The organism is Streptosporangium sp. NPDC005286 (assembly GCF_040607515.1).
Taxonomy (GTDB): Bacteria; Actinomycetota; Actinomycetes; order Streptosporangiales; family Streptosporangiaceae; genus Streptosporangium.
The window spans coordinates 1-20,926 of sequence record NZ_JBEXGU010000127.1 but is presented as its reverse complement, the minus strand read 5'-3'; the positions used below and the strand labels follow the sequence as shown (position 1 = coordinate 20,926).

17 protein-coding genes are annotated in these 20,926 nt (G+C 71.2%); 2 read left to right on the top strand and 15 right to left on the bottom strand.

Annotation, left to right across the window (positions count from 1 at the left end; translation table 11 throughout):
* Positions 1-19: 19 nt before the first annotated feature.
* The 4 genes from ABZU75_RS33570 to ABZU75_RS33555 all read right to left on the bottom strand — a co-directional run bounded on the left by ABZU75_RS33570 (position 20) and on the right by ABZU75_RS33555 (position 7,184).
* The gene (locus tag ABZU75_RS33570; RefSeq protein ID WP_355563109.1) at positions 20-1,396 is read right to left on the bottom strand and encodes a hypothetical protein; all 1,377 of its coding nucleotides are present in this window, start codon (positions 1,394-1,396) and stop codon (positions 20-22) included.
* A 40-nt stretch (positions 1,397-1,436) separates the two neighbouring features.
* Entirely contained in the window at positions 1,437-3,113 is a 1,677-nt protein-coding gene (locus ABZU75_RS33565; protein WP_355563106.1) for a hypothetical protein, read from the bottom strand.
* A 49-nt stretch (positions 3,114-3,162) separates the two neighbouring features.
* The gene (locus ABZU75_RS33560) at positions 3,163-5,364 is read right to left on the bottom strand and encodes a primosome assembly protein PriA (RefSeq protein WP_355563128.1); all 2,202 of its coding nucleotides are present in this window, start codon (positions 5,362-5,364) and stop codon (positions 3,163-3,165) included.
* A gap of 362 nt (positions 5,365-5,726) precedes the next feature.
* On the bottom strand, positions 5,727-7,184 hold the full coding sequence (locus ABZU75_RS33555; protein WP_355563104.1) for an amidohydrolase family protein: 1,458 nt from the start codon (positions 7,182-7,184) through the stop codon (positions 5,727-5,729).
* A 133-nt stretch (positions 7,185-7,317) separates the two neighbouring features.
* Here ABZU75_RS33555 and ABZU75_RS33550 point away from each other — a divergent pair, with 133 nt between their 5' ends.
* Both ABZU75_RS33550 and ABZU75_RS33545 read left to right on the top strand, forming a co-directional pair.
* The gene (locus tag ABZU75_RS33550) at positions 7,318-7,797 is read left to right on the top strand and encodes a M14 family zinc carboxypeptidase (RefSeq protein ID WP_355563101.1); all 480 of its coding nucleotides are present in this window, start codon (positions 7,318-7,320) and stop codon (positions 7,795-7,797) included.
* 1,000 nt (positions 7,798-8,797) lie between these two features.
* The gene (locus ABZU75_RS33545) at positions 8,798-9,202 is read left to right on the top strand and encodes a hypothetical protein (protein WP_355563098.1); all 405 of its coding nucleotides are present in this window, start codon (positions 8,798-8,800) and stop codon (positions 9,200-9,202) included.
* 127 nt (positions 9,203-9,329) lie between these two features.
* On the opposite strand, the gene ABZU75_RS33540 is transcribed toward ABZU75_RS33545, so the two are convergent.
* From ABZU75_RS33540 to carB, 11 genes are all read right to left on the bottom strand, one after another.
* Complete coding sequence (locus ABZU75_RS33540; protein ID WP_355563095.1) at positions 9,330-9,644, bottom strand: hypothetical protein; 315 nt, start codon at positions 9,642-9,644, stop codon at positions 9,330-9,332.
* Positions 9,645-10,091: 447 nt separating this feature from the next.
* On the bottom strand, positions 10,092-11,279 hold the full coding sequence (gene metK / locus ABZU75_RS33535; RefSeq protein ID WP_355563093.1) for a methionine adenosyltransferase: 1,188 nt from the start codon (positions 11,277-11,279) through the stop codon (positions 10,092-10,094).
* 377 nt (positions 11,280-11,656) lie between these two features.
* The gene (locus ABZU75_RS33530; RefSeq protein ID WP_355563090.1) at positions 11,657-12,025 is read right to left on the bottom strand and encodes a hypothetical protein; all 369 of its coding nucleotides are present in this window, start codon (positions 12,023-12,025) and stop codon (positions 11,657-11,659) included.
* 78 nt (positions 12,026-12,103) lie between these two features.
* Positions 12,104-13,327 (bottom strand): bifunctional phosphopantothenoylcysteine decarboxylase/phosphopantothenate--cysteine ligase CoaBC, encoded by a 1,224-nt coding sequence (gene coaBC / locus ABZU75_RS33525; protein ID WP_355563087.1) that lies wholly within the window; start codon positions 13,325-13,327, stop codon positions 12,104-12,106.
* A gap of 9 nt (positions 13,328-13,336) precedes the next feature.
* A complete protein-coding gene (gene rpoZ / locus ABZU75_RS33520; protein ID WP_030909981.1) occupies positions 13,337-13,600 on the bottom strand; it encodes a DNA-directed RNA polymerase subunit omega in 264 nt (87 codons plus the stop codon).
* Positions 13,601-13,612: 12 nt separating this feature from the next.
* Positions 13,613-14,185: a guanylate kinase gene (gene gmk / locus ABZU75_RS33515; protein WP_355563125.1), complete on the bottom strand. Its 573-nt coding sequence runs from the start codon at positions 14,183-14,185 to the stop codon at positions 13,613-13,615.
* Positions 14,186-14,378: 193 nt separating this feature from the next.
* A complete protein-coding gene (mihF, locus tag ABZU75_RS33510; RefSeq protein WP_030909986.1) occupies positions 14,379-14,702 on the bottom strand; it encodes an integration host factor, actinobacterial type in 324 nt (107 codons plus the stop codon).
* 185 nt (positions 14,703-14,887) lie between these two features.
* Entirely contained in the window at positions 14,888-15,601 is a 714-nt protein-coding gene (gene pyrF, locus ABZU75_RS33505) for an orotidine-5'-phosphate decarboxylase (RefSeq protein ID WP_350924433.1), read from the bottom strand.
* Positions 15,598-16,572, bottom strand: coding sequence for a dihydroorotate dehydrogenase (locus ABZU75_RS33500; RefSeq protein WP_030909991.1), 975 nt, complete (start codon positions 16,570-16,572; stop codon positions 15,598-15,600). The genes pyrF and ABZU75_RS33500 overlap by 4 nt, the downstream gene beginning before the upstream one ends.
* The gene (locus tag ABZU75_RS33495) at positions 16,562-17,413 is read right to left on the bottom strand and encodes a dihydroorotate dehydrogenase electron transfer subunit (protein ID WP_350924430.1); all 852 of its coding nucleotides are present in this window, start codon (positions 17,411-17,413) and stop codon (positions 16,562-16,564) included. Before ABZU75_RS33495 ends, ABZU75_RS33500 begins: the two co-directional genes overlap by 11 nt.
* Before the next feature lie 50 nt (positions 17,414-17,463).
* The gene (gene carB / locus ABZU75_RS33490) at positions 17,464-20,760 is read right to left on the bottom strand and encodes a carbamoyl-phosphate synthase large subunit (protein WP_355563081.1); all 3,297 of its coding nucleotides are present in this window, start codon (positions 20,758-20,760) and stop codon (positions 17,464-17,466) included.
* Between the last annotated feature and the right edge of the window lie 166 nt (positions 20,761-20,926).

The window sequence follows — 20,926 nt, the reverse complement described above, 5'->3', positions numbered from 1 at the left end:
CTGGGCCTTCCCGCGCACCTCAGCGGGAGCGGGCCTTCATGGCGGCCTTGCGGGCCGACTTGGCCACCGCGGCGGTGCCGTGCCTGGAGCCGAGCAGGTCGAGGACGGCGAACGTGTCGGGGTGCTCCACCAGGGCCATCTCCTCGACCACGCGTACCAGGTCCTCTCCGGGTTCGAGCGCGTCGAACTCGCAGATCGCCTCGGAGGCCTCGCCCCGCTCCAGCAGCGAGGCGAGCGAGTCGACCGCGAGCCAGGTGTTGTCCGCGGGGGTGAGCGCGGGCGCGGGCAGATCGCGGATGTGCAGCCAGGAGGCGGCGTAGCGCCACATGGCGGGCTCGGAGAGCGCCTCCCTGAGCGGGGCCTCGGCCTCGGGGCCGAGCTCCTCCAGGATCGCGCCCGCGACACCGCGCCGGCCTGCCGTGCCCGAGGCCGCGACCTTGACCAGCTCGCGCGCGGCGGCCTCGGGGTGGCGGGACTCCAGCCACACGGTGACGGCGCTGGGCGCGGCGGAACCCTTCACGATCGCCTCGACCAGCTCGGGCGCGCCGAGGTCGGTGAAAACTGCGACCTCGGCGCCCGTCGGCGCGTCGTGGCCCTCCCTGATGAGGTCCTGGCGGACGGCCCACATGCCGAGCGGGGTCAGCCGGGGCCTGCCCGCCCGCGAGGTCTCGACCAGCCCGCAGTAGCCCAGGAGCGACAGGGCCGACTCCAGCTGGGCGGGCAGCGTGCCGGTCAGCGTCCTCATCTCGGCGGGACCGGCCCCGCAGGCCACCCGGTGCGACTGCAGGATGCCCTTGACCAGGGTCGCGGTGGACAGTCCTTCGCGCACGGCGTACAGCGTGGCGAGCATCTCGGCCAAGTGATCGTCGATCACGGGAGACCCGGTCAGGTCGTCGTCCGCACGGTCGAGGACGTCCATGACCACGCCGTCCCAGAACCCCAGCACGGCCCGGTGCGGCAGGTCGGCGGAGAGCGCCAGCGGGCCGGAGTCCACCCGGCCACGGGAGATGCGCAGCATGCCGGTGTTGACCGCGACCACCCAGAGCAGGTGCAGCCGCGCCGGGCCCGGCAGGCCGAGCTCCGCGCACGGCGCGAACGGGTCGGGCAGCAGTCCCTCGGGGGTCACCGCGCGGGTGCCGGTCCAGGCGGCCAGCCGCTGGGCGTCGAGCACCAGCGGCACCAGCGGCACGGACGCGGCCAGCTCGGCGTCCGGGGCGAGGTCGACCGGCGGGAAGCTCAGCGCGTCGCCGCGCGGGGGGCAGTCACGGCCCGCGGCCGTGACCGACTCCTCCAGAACGGCTGTTCGCAGCTCGCGGGGTGCCGCTCCCAGCTCGTCCACAAGCCTGCGCAGCTCGCCGATGTCGAAGACGTTCCCACTGTTCCCGCTCTTTGCCACCCGTGAAACTTACTGCACTCGCGCCTCACGCATACACGGCTCAGCCGATGGCGCGGGAACGTGCCTTGAAAGCCGCCTTGCGGGCCGCCTTGGCCGCGTTGTGGTCCCTCAGGGAGCGTCCGAGCAGCTCAAGAACCTCGACGACCTCGGGGTGGTCGACCCGCCACATCTCCTCGATCACGCTCTGCGGCGGCCCGGAGGCGGACATGTTCTCGGCGAACGTCTCCGGATCCTCCTCGGCGGCGGGCATGGCCAGGACGAGCATGTCCACGCTCATCCAGAGCACCTCCTCCGAGGTGAGCGCGGGGGCCGCCAGACCGCGCGCGGCCAGCCAGTGGATGGCGTGCGGGCGCAGCTCCGGCTCCTCCAGGAAGGCCCGCACCGCCTCCTCCGCGTCGGCGCCGAGGCGGTCGACGATCGTCACCGCGATGCCCCTGGCGACCGAGGGCGCCCCCGAGACGGAGCCGAACAGCTCGGTGACCGCCCGCGCCGGGCTCCTGTGCCGCAGCCAGCCCTCGATGTCGGCCTCGGCCATCTCGGCGGGCATCCCCGACAGCAGCCCCTCGATGAGCTCGGGTGCGTCGGCGAGGGCCAGGTCGGCCGCCTGGGGCGCCTCGATGCCCAGGTCGGTGTAGAGCCTGTGCAGCCCCCACAGGGCCAGCGGGGTGAGCTCCAGGAGTTCGTCGCCCGGCTCGGCCACCCCGCAGTAGGCGAGCCGCCGCACGACCTCGGGGACGTCGATCTCCCCCTCCTCCACCAGGCCGATCTCGTCCAGGTACTCCCTGACCAGCGGGATCGGCACGGGTGCCTGGAGCCGGTAGAGCATGTCGCACAGGCCGTAGAGCTCCTCGTCCAGGGAGACCTCACCCGTCACGGCACCGCCGGTCTCCTTCTCGACGACGAACTCGACGGTCGCGGCCCAGATGTCGAGCGGGTCGAAGTCCTCGCCGTCGAAGATGGCGGTGCCCTCGACGGTGACCAGGCCGGTGTGGACCGCGAGTTCCCAGAGCAGACCGGGGTCGGTCACCGAGAGCTGGGCGATCGCCTCGGTGGCGTCACGGACCCTGAGCCTGCCCTTGACGGTGGGGGTGCGCCCTCCCGCGAGCATCCACTGGACCAGCCTGCGCGCGTCGGTCAGCAGCGGCACCCGCAGGGCGCTCTGGGCGAGCGTCTCGCGGGGCGCCAGGCGCACCGGGGGAAGCGGCGAGCAGCCGGGGCAGTCGCAGTGCTCGACGGCGGGCTCCTCCTGCACCGCCGAGACGGAGAGGATCGCGTTCCCAGCGCTCTCAGTGCTCCCGGTGGCTCGCTCCAGCGAGTCTGCGCCCATCGCGCTGAAGAGGCTCTTGGCCATGCCGAACCTGGAGGTGTCGGCGAGGGCGATGGGCATCTCGGGCTCGATCCGGTCGAGGACGCTCCTCATCCGGACGGCCATCTTGCCGCCGATCTCCTCGGTCGAGAGCAGGAAGTCGACCAGGGTGCGGGCGGCGGCGACGGTCTCGGGGGCACTCTCCGGCGGGGCGATGACCTTGCGTGGATAGATGTTGAGCAGCAGCTCCTCGAAGGCGACAGGGGTGAAATCACCCAGCTCGTTCACGTCCAGATAGTCACTCGCGTAGTCGCAGAGCAGCCGCACCTCGTCCACGTCAACGTCCAGGCCGCGCGCACGCCCCCACGCGCGCAGGTCGTCTACGGCCCGATTCACCCATTCGATCGACACAGGGGAAAATTAACGGCTTACTGCCAGCACCGCGAATCGGGGAAACAACTCAAATCACATCTAGAGGGTCAATGCATACCTTGACCACCTCCGCGGCCTTGCGTGCGGAGCGCACTCCCACGGCTCCTTTCAGAGCCGCGGCCAGCGTGGAGCCGGAGCCTCGCGCGATCCGCACCATGGCACGTTCCCGCACTTGATCCCCCTTGGGCGAGGCCACCGGGACCGGGCCGAGCACCTGTGCCTCGGGGGGCAGCGCCATCTCACCGAGCATTTCCCTGACCCCCGCCGGAGATCCGGTGAGCGTCGCCATTTTCACCGCCGGGGGGAAACCGAGTTCTGTCCTGTCGGCCAGTTCTCTCTCGGCATGTGTCACCGGATCCCAGCGCAGCAACGCCTGCACGACGGGCAACGAGGAATCGGCCAGCACGACCAGCTCGGCGGCGGGCCGCAGCAGCGCCGCCGCGTTCATCCACCGGCGCAGCGTCTCCTCGGCGGCGCGCAGGTCCGGTCTGCCGAGCAGCGCCCAGCCGTCCAGCAGCACCGCCGCCGCGTATCCGCCCTCGGGCACCGGCTCGGCTCCCGGGGTGGCCACCACCAGTGCCCGGGCCGCGCCGACCGTGGCCAGCACCCCGTCCCTGCCCGACGTCTTGACCCGTACGGAGGGGAAGGCCCGCCCCAGTTCCTCGGCGGTGCGGCGGGCACCGACCACCTGGGCCCGCACCCGCGCCCCGCCGCAGGAGGGGCAGCGCCACTCGCCGGCGATCCGGCCGCACCAGCGGCAGTACGGGGCCACGTGGCCACCACGTAGCGCGAAGGGTCCGCCGCAGTGCCCGCAGCGGGCCGGCGTCCGGCAGCCCTGGCAGGCCAGCGCGGGCAGGTAGCCCCGCCGGGGGACCTGCACCAGCACCGGGCCGCTCTCCAACCCCGTGCGCAGGATCCGCCAGGCGAGGCTGGGCAGCCGGGCGGCCCTGGCCGCCTCGTCCCTGGCCAGCTCCGAGTCCTCCCCCGCCGGGCGGACCCTCGGCGCCCTGGCCCTGACCGCCTGGCGGGCCGCGACGATGGGCCCCGCCCAGCCCGTGGCGATGAGCTGGGTGGCCTCCGCCGTGCGGGCGTACCCGCCGATGAGCAGGCCCGCGCGGGCCCGGTGGGCACGCAGTGCGAGGACCTCCCTGGCGTGCGGGTAGGGGGCGAGCCGCTCGGAGTGCAGGTCGTCACCGTCGTCCCAGATCACCGCCAGCCCGAGGTCGGCGACCGGGGCGAACGCCGCCCCCCTGGTGCCGACGGCGACCCGGACCTGACCCCTGGACAGGCGCAGCCACCGCCGGTAGCGCTCCGCGGGCCCGAGGTCCGCCGTCAGCGCCACATGCGCACCGGGCCCCAGAACGGCGCTCAGCGCCGCGTCGGCCAGGGCCACGTCCTTGCCGTCGGGAAGCACCACGAGGGCTCCCCTGCCACCGTGCAGGGTCTCCCGTACGGCAACCGCGACCGCCCGTGGCCACCCGGGCCCGTCCTGGTCGGTGCCCGGCAGAGCGGTCCACACGGCTCGGGGGGAGCCCCCCTTCGCCAGCGCCGCCAGGAACGCCTTCCCCTCCCGGTAGTCCGCCCACGGCCCCGGCCCCACATCCGGCCCGCTCTCCCCTCCCCATCCCGGTGCCTGGGCCGGCCCGCTCCTCGCTCCCGGCTCCGGATCCGTCCGCTGCCCCGGTCCCTCGGATTCCGGCTCCCCCCGGGTCTCATCCGCTTCGGCCCCGCCCTGGGGCACACCCGCTTCCGGCTCCCGCCGGGTCTCACCCGCTTCCGGCTCCCGCCGGGTCTCACCCGCGACGCCGATCATCTCCGCCGGCGGGGCCGTACCCGCCGCGGGAACGGCCTCGGCCTCGACCCTGGCGTGGCGGGGCGGGACGGCCAGGCGCAGCACGTCGGCCATGGTCCCGGCGTAGTGGTCGGCCACCACCCGGGCCAGCGCGGCGATCTCCGGGGTGAGCACGGGCTCGGCGGAGACGACCCGCTCCAGGCGGGTCAGCTTGCCCTGGTGCTCGGTGGTCTCCACCCGTTCCAGCAGGAACCCGTCGACGAGCTTGCCCGCGAACCTGATCCGGACCCGGCACCCCGGCACCGCGGCGGTGTCCAGGGGGGCGGGGACGAGGTAGTCGAACAACCGGTCGAGGTGCGGCAGCGGGGTGTCGACGACCACCCGCGCGACCGGCAGCTCCGCGGCCGGCTCCGGCACCCCTCTGACCTGCTCGGCCACCCCTTGCGCCCGGATCACCCCCGCCGCTCGGACGGCCCCCGCCCTTGCCCTGGCGGCCCTGCCAGGCACGGGCCGCTCGCGTACGGCGTCGAGCGGCAGGAGGGCGTCATCGTCCGGCGAGGGGTTGGCGTGGGTCACCCGCCTGTCCTACCAGAAGCCGGCCCCCGTCCAGACGGTCGGCCCGTCGGCGGTATGGCACCGGGTGCGCGAAGCACCGGACATGGAACGGCATACCGGACGGACCACCACCGAACCCGACCGGCTGGATCGGCCGGCGACTCCAAGCGGGCGAATCGGGCAGACCGGGTGGCACGGCGGTGGACCCGGCCGGGCGGACCGCCACCGCACCCCGTTCTGCCGGGTCAGATGGCGCGGCGGTGGGTCCAGCGGCCACCGAGCAGGGTGCCGAGGATCGGCATACGACGGAGACCGTCCCCGTCCAGCCCCGCCGGATCGTACTCGGTGATCATCAAGTCCGCGGGGTCGCCCGGGCGCACCCCGGCGCGGCCCCGGCCGGCCGCCGCCAGCGCCACCGGCAGCGAGATCGCCTGTTCCGGGTGCCACGGCGGCCGCTCGTCGTCGGTCCTGGCCACGGCGGAGGCGATCCCGTCCCATGGGTCGAGCGGCGCCACCGGAGCGTCGGAGCCTAGCTCCAGGGTCGCCCCCGCGGCCAGCAGGTCGGCGTAGGCGAAGGCCCGCCCGGTCCGCCCCCGCCAGTGCAGATCGGCCACCTCCCGGTCGTCGGGCGCGTGGGCGGGCTGCACACCCGCCACCAGACCGGGCCTCGCGAACCTCCCGAAGTCCTCCGGGCGGACCAGTTGCGCGTGCTCGATCCTCCCCGGGCAGCCGACCCGCTCGAAGGCGTCCAGCGCGATGCCCACCGCCAGGTCGCCGATGGCGTGCACCGCCGGGGCGATCCCATGCCCGGCGGCCAGCTCCATGACCCCGTACAGCTCCTCCGGCGGTGTCTCCAGCAGCCCGCGCGCGTCGCCACCGGGATACGGGTCCGCGCAGTAGGCGGTCCTGGTGTTCAGCGAACCGTCCACGAACGTCTTCACCGGCCCGACCTCCAGCAGGCCCCCCGACCCCGCGACCGGCTCCCCGGTGCGCAACCCGCGATCGATCGCCTCTTCGAGCCGGTTCACCGGGATCGAGCAGCTGACCCGGACGTCGACCGCCCCCCGCGAGATCCGCCGGGTCCAGTCGGTGACGTTGTCGGCGAACTCGAAGTCCAGCACGCCGACGACACCTCTGGCCGCGGCGGCGGTGGTGGCCTCGGCCACCCAGCGGTCCAGCTCGTCCTCGGGGGGCGGAGGCATCTGGGCCATCGCGTCGTAGCAGTCGCGCTCGCGCAGCACCCCCGTCGGATGCCCGCCCCTGCCGATCACCGCCAGCGCGGCCGGGCTGAACCAGGCGGTGTGCAGGTCATTGCTCACCAGCACGATCGGGCAACCCGGCGCCGCCGCCTCCAGCAGCGACTTGTCCGGCGTGTCCGGCCACAGGCCGTCGCGGAAGCCGTAGCCGACCGTGAACCCGGACGTACCCGCCTGCGGGGCGACGAGGTCGACCGCCTCCCGCGCCGACCGGGCCGAGGTCAGATCGATCCTGCGCCGGGCCTGTGCCCACTGCACGGAGTGCACGTGCGCGTCCCACAGCCCCGGCAGCAGGGTGGCGCCCCCGACGTCCACCGACTCGTCGCAGGCAGGAGGCTCCGAGGCCACCTCCGCGACCCGGCCGTCAACGATCAGGACATGGCGCGGCGGCCCACCGAGACCGATCCGCGCGTTACGCAGCAGCAGGCGAACAGAGGGAGAGGACATGAGGAGACTCTAGGCGGACGACCGACGCCCCCTCCCCTCGGCTGCCGGGGCAACGGGTCCCCCGCCCGACAAACCCGACCGATCACTCATTCCGGACTCCCGGGACCGAGGCCCGCTCGGCAGACTGTCGGGGGTGACAGACCCCCTGCTGAACGACGAACTCGACTCCGTTCCCGACCATGACCGGTTCGCCACCGTGGACGAGATCACGGCCGCCCTCACCCGGCTGGCCGCCGACCATCCCGGCGTCGCCTCGCTGAGGCGGGTGGGCAGCTCCGCCCTGGGTGAGCCGATCCTCTGCCTGAGCGTCGGTGACGGGCCACGTCACGCGCTGGTCGGCGCCATGCCGCACCCCAACGAGCCCATCGGCGGGCTCACCGTGATCCATCTCGCCACCCGGCTGTGCGAGAGCGCCGCGCTGCGCGAGGCCACCGGTCACACCTGGCACATCGTGGGCTGCCTCGACCCGGACGGGACCAGGCTCAACGAGGGGTGGTCGCCGGGCCGTTCACCAAAGCGCACTACGGCAGGCACTTCTACCGTCCGGCGGGTGACGAGCAGGTCGAGTGGACCTTCCCCTTCGCCTACAAGCGCGCCTACTTCGACCGGGTGATGCCCGAGACACTGGCGCTGATGCGGCTGATCGACGACACCCGCCCGGCGTTCATGACCACCCTGCACAACAGCGAGATGGGCGGGGCGTTCTTCTACCTCAACCGCCCGGTGCCCGAACTGCAGGCCCTGCTCAAGTCCCTGCCGGGCCGGTACGGCGTGCCGCTGCACGCGGGCGAGCCCGAGCACCCCTCGGTACGGACCCTGGAGGAGTCGGTCTTCCTCGCCCCGCGGATGGAGGACACCTACGACTACTTGAAGCGCTCCCCACGGATGAATCCGGGGGATTCCAACCGTCCCAACCATGCGACTCTGCGCATGGTCGCGACGCTGTTGCTTGGCGGTTCACCTTCCGGCCCCGTTTACGCGGGTTTCCACGCCCCAGCCCACGATCCCGTTCTGGGCGACGCAGGCTCCGCCCTCCCGGCGGTGAGTAACGGCCAAAGTTGCGAGCTTGGTTATCGCTCACGCGTTCGACCGCGACTGACTGTACCAGCGCGTGGTGCGCTGCCGCAGCAGGTTCCGGTCAAGGCACGCTCAGGCGCTGGAGCGCCTTCCCACGCCGGGCTTACCCCCATGGCTGAAGCCAGGGGTCCGCGCCCGGCATCTCCGATCGAGGGGATGGCCACCACCGCCGAGCACCACGCGCGGGCGCCGGAGAGCGACCGGCCGGCCACCGTCGCCGAGCGGCAGTCCTGCCGCGACACCGCGCACAGCGTCCGGCTCAGGTTCGGGGGCATGCTGCTGCGCGCGCTGGAGGGCGAACTCGCCGTCGGCAACGGCACCCCGACCATCCGGGCGCGGGCCCGCACGCTGTCGGACACCTACGCCAAATGGTGCGCCGAGGCCGAGGCGGGCACCCCCGACGAGACGATTCCGATCCGCCACCTGGTCGCCATCCAGTATGGCGGCATCCTCGCCGGAGCCGCCCACGCCTGAGGCTCCCAGCCGATCGAATTCCTATCTGATGGCAATCCAGATGTCTAAGGTGAAACCGGGGATTGCCTTCGACGGGAGGCTTTCGATACGAGGCCGACGCCGCCTGCGGCGTCGGAAGACGGGTCATCTCCGGAATTGACCCGGAGTTGATGGAGCAATTCATCGCGTCGCTGGAGCAGGCGCGGAAAGTGATCGGTGAGGAGACCGCGAGAATTCTGAACGCGCTTTCCTCAGCGGGCGCCGACCGGTCCGCGGCGCTGCGGATCCGCGAGATCGAAGGCCGACTGGAACAGGAGATCCCGCGACTGTGCAGGCGCAACCAGATGATCCAGGAGTCCGACTCCCCGGCGGACCGGGCCCCGGTCCCCCCGAACGATCCGGCCTTCGATCAGCCTCCCATCGCCGGGAAAGACGGCTGCCTGCTTCCCTTCAAGGAACTCGCCAAGGACCCGAAACCGACCGGCTGATCCGCAACGCATCCGGGAGCGGAGACCTCGGCACCGCCGGAGGAGCCGCGACGCAGCTCGACGTTTTCTTTGAAGGAGCCAAAGACAAGACCCAAGGCACCCCCATCCCATTTGGATGAAACCGGCTTTAATTCATCCGGAGACATTCCGCCTCCCCGGAGACGACGAAATTATTTTTCCGGGAGGATGTGGTTACTGTTTTGACGCGCGAATCCTTCTTTACCAGCTCGCCTCTCGGCGCTTCCCGATCGACGGATGAAATCTTGCATCCCCGTCTCCCCAGGCCACCGGCCAGCATATTGAGCATGTTTATCGAATCATCTACGTCGGACCTTTTGACGCCGGCGACAGCATATGTTCTCCTCACCTTCTCCCCATCACAGGGGATGTCCTTTCCACCCCTGTCCGTTACTTTGACCTCTTTCACAGCAAGCAAATTCATCAACCAGTCGATGTCCGCCTTCAGCGTCGCCTCGGCCTGGGCCGCCGTCAGCCCCGGAGGTTCGGCGCTTCGTCAGGTTCCTGCCGGCGGACTCGTCCTTTCAGCGGGACGCGGAGCAGATCGTCGCCGAACTCGCCGCCAACGCCGTACGGCACGTTCGTCGTCGAGGTCGTCCGCAGACCCGAGGTCACCCGGGTGACGGTCTACGACTCCGGCCAGGGCTCCGTCCCCGCCGTCGTCCACCCCGCCCTCCTCGGTGAGGGCGGCAGGGGGCTCCCCCCTGTCACCCCCCGGTCACCGCCCTGGCCTCCCAGGTCGGCTGCCGAGGCAGCCAATCCCACGGCCACGCCGTCTGGGCCCAGTTCACCGTCGAGAAGCCCTCGGCCTGGACGTGCGACGGCCCCCGTGAATGAGTTTTCACGGGGGCCGTCTGGAGTGTGCGGGTCGTCAGAGACCGGCGGCGGCGCGCAGGGAGTCGGCCCGGTCGGTGGACTCCCAGGAGAAGCCCTCGCGACCGAAGTGACCGTAGGCGGAGGTGCCCGAGTAGATCGGGCGGAGCAGGTCGAGGTCGCGGATGATCGCGGCCGGGCGCAGGTCGAAGACCTTGACCACGGCTTCCTGGATCTTGCTGATCTCGATCTTCTCGGTGCCGAAGGTCTCGACGAACACGCCGACCGGGTGCGCCTTGCCGATGGCGTAGGCGACCTGGACCTCGGCGCGGTCGGCCAGACCGGCGGCCACGATGTTCTTCGCGACCCAGCGCATGGCGTAGGCGGCCGAGCGGTCGACCTTGGACGGGTCCTTGCCGGAGAAGGCGCCGCCACCGTGGCGGGACATGCCGCCGTAGGTGTCAACGATGATCTTGCGACCGGTCAGGCCGGCGTCGCCCATCGGGCCGCCGATCTCGAAGCGGCCGGTCGGGTTGACCAGGAGGCGGTAGCCCTCGGTCTCGATCTCCAGGCCGGCCAGGACCGGGTCGACCACGTGCTCCTTGATGTCGGGAGCGAGCATCTCCTTGAGGTCGATCTCGGCCGCGTGCTGGGTGGAGACGACCACGGTGTCGAGCCGGACCGGCTTGTCGCCGTCGTACTCGACGGTGACCTGGGTCTTGCCGTCGGGGCGCAGGTAGGGCACCGTGCCGTCCTTGCGGACCTGCGACAGGCGCTCGGCCAGGCGGTGCGCCAGCTGGATCGGCAGCGGCATCAGCTCGGGGGTCTCGCGGCAGGCGTAGCCGAACATCAGGCCCTGGTCACCGGCGCCCTGGCGGTCGAGCTCGTCGCCCGCCTCGCCCTCGCGGTTCTCGTAGGCGTCGTCGACGCCCTGGGCGATGTCGGGCGACTGCGCACCGATGGACACCGACACGCCACAGGAGGCGCCGTCGAAGCCCTTGTGCGAGGCGTCGTAACCGATCTCGAGGATCTTCTCCCGGATGAGACCGGGAATGTCGACGTAGGTCTCCGTCGTCACCTCTCCGGCGACGTGGACCTGACCGGTGGTGATCAGCGTCTCGACCGCGACGCGGCTCTTGGGGTCACCCTTGAGCATGGCGTCGAGAATCGCGTCACTGATCTGGTCGGCGATCTTGTCCGGGTGGCCCTCTGTGACCGACTCGGAGGTGAACAGGCGACGGGACAAGTCAGTGGCTCCTCATGCAGCGGCTGCTGGCGTCTGGGGCTCTGGCATCGGCAGGACACCAGTAGCGCTCCGGCGAATTCTAGCCCCACCTGATGCGGGGCCGCGAAACCGTCTCAGATCGTGTCACCCTAAATGTTCAGATCATGTACTGGAAGGGCTGCGGGTTCACCGGAATCCATCGCGGGGAAACCCACCTGCCATGACGTGAGGCGGGACACGTTCCGGAAGTCGCCCAGAAAGGATCCGGAGCCCACGAAATCCCCGGCTCACCTCACTGGCCCGGGACTCAAAGCCCTGGCTCCCGGGCTCACCCACATCTCGCGGGCGGGATGCGCAGCCCCCGCCCCACCCGGATCCCCAGGGGCTCACAGCCCGGTTCACAGATCGGGCAGCGGGTCGGGCGGCAACGTCTCCGGGGCGAAGACCTCGGCGTCTGCGGCGGAGATCACCGCGGCGTACTCCTCCTCGATCTCGAACACCATGCCACCGAGCTGGATGGCCGCGCCCGCGGAGAACTCCAGCGGGCCGAGCCGGGTGCGCCGGGCGTGGGTGGCGTACACCGAGGTCGGCGCGTCGCGGTCGAAGAACTTGGTGGAGAGCAGGTAGATGGTGCGGTCAGTGATCACGATGAGGAAGGTCGCCATGCCCGGGGTGCCCACCGACAGAGCCGGCAGGACGTAGTGGATCTCCTCCCCCGGAGGAAGCAGCGCTCGGCATCGTGCCCTGACCGCGGCGGCGACAGGCATGATCCAAACCCCTCCCGGCTGCGATGTGGCAGGGCTCTGGGAGGCAGTATCCGCCGGGAGTCGGGCTACGGCAAGTGGTCAGGCCAGGCGTGCGGCGACGAGGTCCCAGAGCACGTCGGCAAGGGCCTCCTTGGGACCGCGCGGGATGTCGACCTGCTCCCCGTCCGCGAGGAGGACCACCGCCGCGTTGTCGGGGGTGCCGAAGGCGAGATCGTCGCCGACCTGGTTGACGACGAGCAGATCACAGCCCTTGCGGGTGAGTTTGGCCCGCCCGTTGGCGAGGACGTCGTCGGTCTCGGCCGCGAATCCCGCGATCACCTGAGGGTACGGCTTGAGCCCCGCACGGCGCCGTTCCCCCAGCTCCGCAAGGATGTCCGGATTTTTCACCAGATGAATGGCGTCAGGCTCATCGGCGGTCTTCTTGATCTTCGACCCGCTCCGCGCCGAGGGCCGGAAGTCGGCGACGGCGGCGGCCATGACCACGGCGTCGGCGCCCTCCACCGCCTCCAGCACGGCGTCGCGCAACTCCAGGGCCGAGGTGACCCGGACCATCTTGACTCCCGCGGGGTCGGGCAGGGCGACGTTGGCGGCCACCAGGGTGACCTCCGCCCCTCGGGCGACGGCCGTGCGGGCCAGGGCGTAACCCTGCAGTCCCGAGGAACGGTTACCGATGAAACGGACCGGGTCGATGGCCTCGCGGGTGCCGCCCGCGGAGATCACCAGGCGACGGCCCGCCAGGTCCGCGGGGCGCCCGGAGAGGACGCCGCGGCAGACCTCGAAGATCTCCTTCGGGTCCGGCAGGCGGCCGGGGCCGGTGTCGGCCCCGGTCAGGCGGCCCACCGCGGGATCGACGACGATCGAGCCGCGCTCGCGGAGCGTGGCCACGTTCGCGCGGGTCGCGGGGTGCTCCCACATCTCGGTGTGCATCGCGGGGGCGAACACCACCGGGCAGCGCGCGGTGAGCAGGGTGTTGGTCAGCAGGTCGCCGGCCAGCCCGTGGGCGGCCTTGGCGAGCACGTCGGCGGTGGCCGGCGCGACGACCACCAGGTCGGCGCCCTGCCCGATGCGGACGTGCGGCACCTCGTGCACCGACTCCCAGACGTCGGTCGTGACCGGGTTGCCGGACAGCGCGGCCCAGGTCGGCTCACCGACGAAGCGGAGCGCCTCCCTGGTCGGGACCACGCGCACCTCGTGGCCGGACTCGGTGAACAGGCGCAGCAGCTCGCACGCCTTGTAGGCGGCAATGCCCGCGCTCACACCGAGGACGACCCTCGGCTTGCGGGGAACCACGGAGGTCGGCATCGAGGTGGGTCAGCCCTCGATCGGCTCGGAGGTGAGCAGGCCCTCGCTGACCTCGCGCAGCGCGATGGAGAGCGGCTTCTCCTGCGCGTGGGTCTCGACGAGCGGGCCGACGTACTCGAGCAGGCCCTCGCCGAGCTGGGAGTAGTAGGCGTTGATCTGACGCGCCCGCTTGGAGCCGAAGATCACGAGACTGTACTTGCTGTCGACGATGTCGAGCAGGGCGTCGATCGACGGGTTGGTGATGCCTTCGGAGTAGGCGGCGCTGGTTGCCACGTGTGATTTCCCCTAGCTAGGTGAACGTCCGAGGCGTGAACCCTCGGGAGCATCAGCCAACAAGGCTATCAGCCGATGACATACATCCTGGACTGACGTGTTGACGAGCGTCAGGTCGAACTCCTGCTCGGCCGCCATCTCGATCCGGCCGGCCGCCAGGCGGCGGGCGATGACGTCCTCGGGCTCGGTGCCCCGGCCGCGCAGGCGCTTCTCCAGCTCCTCCCAGGTCGGGGGGGCCAGGAAGACCAGCAGGGCCTCGGGCATGGTCGCCCGGACCTGCCTGGCGCCCTGGAGGTCGATCTCCAGCAGCGTGGGCACCCCGGCGGCGAGTTTCTCGAGCACCGGGCCACGCGGCGTTCCGTACCGGTTCCCGGCGAACTCGGCCCACTCGAGCAGCTCGCCGGAGGCGGCGAGGCGGTCGAACTCCTCGTCGTCGGCGAAGAAGTACTCGACCCCGTGGGTCTCCCCGGGACGGGGTTTCCTGGTGGTCACCGAGACCGACAGCCACACCTCCGGGTGTGCCCGCCGAAGCTCGGCGACGACCGTGGACTTGCCGACGCCGGACGGCCCGGACAGGACCGTCAGACGCCTACCGGCCGGGAGTCCGGCGAGGGCTCGCGCCCCCTTCGGACCTCCGGCCGAGGATGTGGAGCGACCGGCTCCGCCCTCGGCGGTTGCCTCCGGAGCCCGGCTCTTGCCGGACCGCGACGTTCCGGTCACTCCAAACCCCCCGTGATGCTGTCCCCATATGGGGTGAACGTGGTCGTTTGAACCGAGATTAGCTCTCGGCCCCGCCGAACTCACGCTCGAGCGAAGCCCGCTGGTTCGTACCCAGGCCCCGCACGCGGCGGGACTCGGCGATGCCAAGCCGCTCCATGAGCTGCTTGGCGCGAACCTTACCCACGCCGGGGAGCGACTCAAGAAGGGCCGAAACCTTCATCTTGCCGATGACGTCGTCGGCCTGCCCGTCTTTGAGCACCTCAGCCAGAGAGACCGCACCGTGCTTCAGGCGGTTCTTCACCTCGGCACGCTCTCGGCGGGCCTTGGCAGCCTTCTCTAGGGCTGCGGCGCGCTGCTCAGGGGTTAGGGGAGGAAGAGCCACGCCGGGTCACCTCGAATTTCCTGTCGATGTACTCGGACGGGAAGGGAAACTAGCTGGTCATGGCGCTTCAAGCAACGTCAAGACCACTTTATCCCCCTAGAAAATCTACTTCGTGACTTTCCGTGCTCACGACATCGCCCTGTGTGGACAAAACTACGCTCAACGCCGAGTTTTCCGGGGTTGTGTCATGCGCCGTGTCCGGCGGCCGCGGAGGTGCGCCGGAGGGCCGCGGCGATGCCCGCGGCCGTCGCGCCGGGGTCGGCGGAGCCGGTGATCGGGCGGCCGATCACGAGAAGGTCCGCCCCGTCGGCGAAAGCCTGCTCGGGAGTCGCTACTCTTGCCTGATCCTGACTCTCGGCGCCGGCGGGGCGGACACCGGGGGTGATGAGCGTGATGTCGGGCCCGACCTCGGCACGCACCGCGGCCACCTCGCGCGGCGAGCAGACGAGGGCCTGGGCGCCCGCGGCGACGGCCATGGCCGACAGACGGCGCACGGCGTCCTCGGACGGGCCCCTGACGCCCATCTGCTCCAGATCGGCCTCCGAGAGCGACGTGAGCAATGTCACCGCCGCGATCTGGGTGTTGGGCATGGCCTCCACCGCCGCCCGGATCATCGCCGGGCCGCCGGTGGCGTGGACCGTCAGGATGGCGGGCTTGAGCCTGGCCACGGCCCTGGCTGCGCCCGCGACGGTGTTGGGGATGTCGTGGAGTTTAAGGTCGAGAAAGACCCGCACCCCGCTCGCCCCCCGGACCGAGGCGATCACGTCGGGGCCGTAGCGGAGGTAGAGTTCCAGCCCGACCTTGACCGTGGTGACGTGTGGAGTGACCAGGCTGGCCCAGTGAGCCGCGGTCTCGAGGTCTGGCGCGTCCAGGGCGACGGCGATGGGTGCGGGCGTCACAGGGAACTCTCCTCAAGGTCTATCCGGTGCCGGGTGGACGCCCCCGGCGGGCGGTGTGCCAGCCCGACCGCGTCGGCCAGCCGGTGGAACCCCCGGGCCGCCAGGATCTCCTCAAGCTCGCGGAGGATGCGCAGGCAGGCGTAGGGGTCGTGGAACAGTGCGGTCCCCACGGCGACGACGCAGGCTCCGGCGAGGATGAACTCGAAGGCGTCCCTGCCGGTCAGCACGCCGCCCATGCCGATGATGGGCACGCTGGGCAGGGCCGCGTGGACCTGCCATACGCAGCGTACGGCCAGTGGCCTGACCGCGGGGCCCGACAGGCCGCCGGTGACCGCCGCGAGCACGGGCCGCATGGCCTCGGTGTCGATGCTCATGCCGAGCGGATTGTTGATCATCGACAGGGCGTCGGCGCCGCCGTCCACGCACGCGCGGGCCACGCTCACGATGTCCATGACGTCCGGGGAGAGCTTGGCCACCACCGGCACGTCGTAGCGCATCACCGAGCGCACCGAGGCGATCACCTCGGCGGAGGCCGCGCCGTCGCGGGCGAAGACCCTGCCCCGGTCCTCGATGTTGGGGCACGACAGGTTGACCTCCACGGCGGTGACGCCGGGCGCGTCGGTGAGCCTGCGGGCCAGTGCGGTGTACTCGGCCACGGTGCCGCCGCCGATGGACACCACGGTCCGCACGCCCCGCTGGGCCAGCCAGGGCAGCTCACGCTCCAGGAAGGCGTCCACACCCGGCCCCTGGAGCCCGACGGCGTTGAGCATGCCCGAGGGCGTCTCGGCCATCCTGGGGGTCGGACGGCCCGCCCTGGGGGCCATCGTGATCGACCGGGTGGTCAGCGCGCCGATCCGGGCGAGGTCGAAGAACTGGGCGAGTTCGGAGCCGGACGCCGCGCACCCGGCGGCCGTGGTGACGGGGTTGACCAGTTCCACGTGCCCCAGGTACGTCCGCATGTCAACCGGCATTCCGTATTCCTCCACCGGGCGCTCCCAGCGCGTCGAACGGGATCGTCCCGACGTCGTCGAAGCGGACGCGCTCACCCCTGAAGACCGGTCCCTCGACGCACGAGCGCACCATCCGGGTCACCCCGTCGTCCCCGATGACCGGCAGCACGCACGTCATGCACACGCCGATCCCGCACGCCATCCGCTCCTCGACCGCCACCTGGACGGGGATGTCGAACTCGACGGCCACCGTGGTGACGCCGTGCAGCATCGGCATCGGACCGCAGGCGTAGACCGCGTCGGCCCGTACGTCGGCGATCACGCCGGGCAGCACGTCGGTCACCCGGCCGCGCATGCCCAGGGAGCCGTCCTCGGTGGTCAGCGTGGTCGTCTCCCCCATCCTCCTGGCCCGCAGGGCGCCGAACACCCGGTCGGCCGAGGCCGCGCCGAGCACGAAGTCGACGCGGCAACCACGCCGCTGGAGGGCGTCGGCCACGGTGAACAGCGTCGCCGAGCCGTGCTCGGCGCCGACCAGGACGCAGGTCACCGGGTCTCTGGGCAGCGGGAACGGGCGGCCGAGCGGACCCACCAGGTCGAGGGTGTCGCGGGCGCGCCGGTCGGCCAGCCAGGCCGTGCCCGGCCCGCTCACCGAGAAGACGAACTCGACGGTACCGCCGTAGTCGGGCTTGACGTCGTGGACGAAGAAGGCACGGCGCGTCAGCATCGACGTCTGCGCCCCGCCCACGGCCACCCCGACGAAGTGGCCGGGCCGGAAGCGCTCGGCGATGCCGGGCGCCACCACGGTGAGCGCATGGTAGGCGTCGACGCGGCGCGTCGTCAGCACCGTGCCTGTCACCTGCACCGGAGTAACAGGCGTCTTCCTCACCTCCGCTGGGGCGCCGGCCTCACTCCTCAACCGCTCCGCAACCGCTTCGCGTGCTCCTGAAGGGACCGTACGCCGATGTCGCCGCGGACGATCGCCTGGATGCCCTGCACCGCCGCGGCCAGGCCCTGAACCGTGGTGATGCAGGGGATGGCGCGCAGCACGGCGGCGGTGCGGATCTCGTAGCCGTCCAGGCGGGGTCCCGACTGGCCGGGGCTGCCGAAGGGGGTGTTGACGATGAGATCCACCTCCCCGTCCAGGATGCGCCGGACGATGGTCTGCTCACCCGCGGGACCGGCTCCCTCGCTGTGCTTGCGCACGATCTTGGCACGGACACCGTTGCGGCGCAGGACTTCGGCGGTGCCCTCGGTGGCGAGGATCTCGAAGCCGAGGTCGGCGAGGGCCTTGACCGGGAAGATCATGGCGCGTTTGTCACGGTTGGCGACCGAGACGAACGCCCGCCCCTTGGTGGGCAGCGAGCCGTACGCGGCGGCCTGCGACTTGGCGTAGGCGGTGCCGAAGAACTCGTCGATGCCCATGACCTCGCCGGTGGAGCGCATCTCGGGGCTGAGCACGATGTCCACGCCGCGGAACCGGTTGAAGGGCAGCACGGCCTCCTTGACCGCGATGGGCGCGTCCAGCGGCATGGTGCCGCCGTCACCGCTCTCCGGCAGCAGGCCCTCGGCGCGCAGTTCGGCCACCGTGGCGCCCATCATCACCCGGGCCGCCGCCTTGGCCAGCGGCACCGCCGTGGCCTTGGAGACGAACGGGACGGTACGGCTGGCGCGGGGGTTGGCCTCCAGCACATACAGGATGTTGGCCGACATGGCGTACTGCACGTTGAGCAGGCCGCGCACGCCCACGCCCCTGGCGATGGCCTCGGTGGCGGCGCGGATGCGCTTGATGTCGTAGCTTCCCAGTGTCATCGGCGGCAGCGAGCACGCCGAGTCGCCGGAGTGGATGCCGGCCTCCTCGATGTGCTCCATCACGCCGCCGAGGTAGAGCTCCTCGCCGTCGAAGAGCGCGTCGACGTCGATCTCCACGGCCTCGTCGAGGAACTTGTCCACCAGCACCGGGTGGTCGCTGGCCGCGCCCGCCTTGGCCATGTAGGCGATCAGGGTCTCGTCGTCGTAGACGATGGCCATGCCCGCGCCGCCCAGCACGTAGGAGGGGCGCACCAGCACCGGGTAGCCGATCTCCGCGGCGATGACCAGCGCCTCGTCGGAGGTCACCGCCACGCCGTGCTTGGGGGCGGGCAGGCCCGCCTCGGCGAGGACCCGGCCGAACGCGCCGCGCTCCTCGGCGAGGTGGATCGACTCGGGCGAGGTGCCGACGATCGGGACACCGGCGTCCTTGAGCGCCTGGGCCAGGCCGAGCGGGGTCTGGCCGCCGAGCTGGACGATGACGCCCGCGACGGGGCCGGTCTGCTGCTCGGCGTGGACGACCTCCAGGACGTCCTCCAGGGTGAGCGGCTCGAAGTAGAGGCGGTCGGAGGTGTCGTAGTCGGTGGAGACCGTCTCGGGGTTGCAGTTGACCATGACGGTCTCGTAGCCGGCCGCCGACAGCTCGAAGGAGGCGTGCACACACGCGTAGTCGAACTCGATGCCCTGGCCGATCCTGTTGGGCCCCGAACCGAGGATGAGGACCTTGGGGCGCTCCCCGTAGGGGACCTCGCTCTCCTCGTCGTAGGTGGAGTACAGGTAGGGGGTCTGGGCGGCGAACTCGGCGGCGCAGGTGTCGACGGTGTTGTAGACCGGGCGGACGCCGAGCGCGTGGCGCAGGTCGCGCACCCGCGACTCGGTCATGCCGCGCAGCTCGGCGATCTGCGCGTCGCTGAAGCCGTACCGCTTGACCCTGGTCAGCACCTCGGCGGTCAGCTGCGGCACCTCGCGCAGCTCGGCGGCCATCTCGTCGATCGCGATCAGCTGGTCGACGAACCACGGATCGACACGGGTGGCCTCGAACAGCTCCTCGGCGCCTGCCCCGGCGCGGATGGCCTGCTGCATGGTGAACAGGCGCCCGTCGTGCGGGATACGGCAGGCGGCCAGGAGCTCGTCCCTGTCGCCCGGATCGCCCGCCCAGGTGAAGGAGGCGCCCTTCTTCTCCAGCGAGCGCAGTGCCTTCTGCAGGGCCTCGGGGAAGGACCGGCCGATCGCCATGGCCTCGCCGACCGACTTCATGTGAGTGGTCAGGGTCGCGTCGGCCCCGGAGAACTTCTCGAACGCGAACCGGGGCACCTTGACCACGATGTAGTCCAGCGACGGCTCGAACGACGCCGGGGTCTCCCTCGTGATGTCGTTGGGGATCTCGTCCAGCGTGTAGCCGATGGCGAGCTTCGCGGCGATCTTCGCGATCGGGAAGCCGGTGGCCTTGGAGGCGAGCGCCGAGGAACGCGAGACGCGCGGGTTCATCTCGATGACGACCATGCGGCCGGTGCGCGGCTCGACGGCGAACTGGATGTTGCAGCCGCCGGTGTCGACGCCGACCTCGCGGATGACCGCGATGGCCACGTCGCGCATGTTCTGGTACTCGCGGTCGGTCAGGGTCAGCGCGGGGGCCACGGTGACGCTGTCACCGGTGTGCACGCCCATCGGATCGATGTTCTCGATCGAGCAGACGATCACCACGTTGTCCGCCCGGTCGCGCATGACCTCCAGCTCGTACTCCTTCCAGCCGAGGATGGACTCCTCAAGGAGCACCTCGGTGGTCGGCGAGGCGTCGAGGCCCGCCCCGGCGATGCGGCGCAGCCCCTCCTCGTCGTGCGCGAAACCGGAGCCGACCCCGCCCATGGTGAAGGAGGGCCGTACCACCAGCGGGTAGCCCAGCTCCCTGGCGGCGGCCAGGCACTCGTCCATGGTGTGGCAGACGGACGAGCGGGCCGACTCGGCGTTGAGGCCGTACTCCTCGGCGACCTTGGCCACGATGCCCTTGAACAGCTCGCGGTTCTCGCCCGCCTGGATGGCGTCGACGTCGGCGCCGATCAGCTCGACCTCGTAGCGCTCCAGGACGCCGGCCTCGTACAGGGAGATCGCGGTGTTCAGCGCGGTCTGCCCGCCCAGGGTGGGCAGCAGCGCGTCGGGCCGCTCCTTGGCGATGATCTTCTCGACGATCTCGGGGGTGATGGGCTCGACGTAGGTGGCGTCGGCGAACTCGGGGTCGGTCATGATGGTCGCCGGGTTGCTGTTGACGAGGATCACGCGGAAGCCCTCGGCGCGCAGCACGCGGCAGGCCTGGGTACCCGAGTAGTCGAACTCGCATGCCTGGCCGATCACGATCGGTCCTGAGCCGATCACCATGATCGACTGGATGTCCGTGCGCTTAGGCACCCTTGCTTCCCTCCGTACCCATGGTCGCGTCCGGCTCCTCGCCGGCTCCGCGGAGGACTCGTCCCTCGTCCGCCACTCCGCCCGCTCGTTCCCCGAACCGCTCCGTGCTCTTGGTCGCGTCCGGCTCCTCGCCGGCTCCGCGGAGGACTCGTCCCTCGTCCGCCAC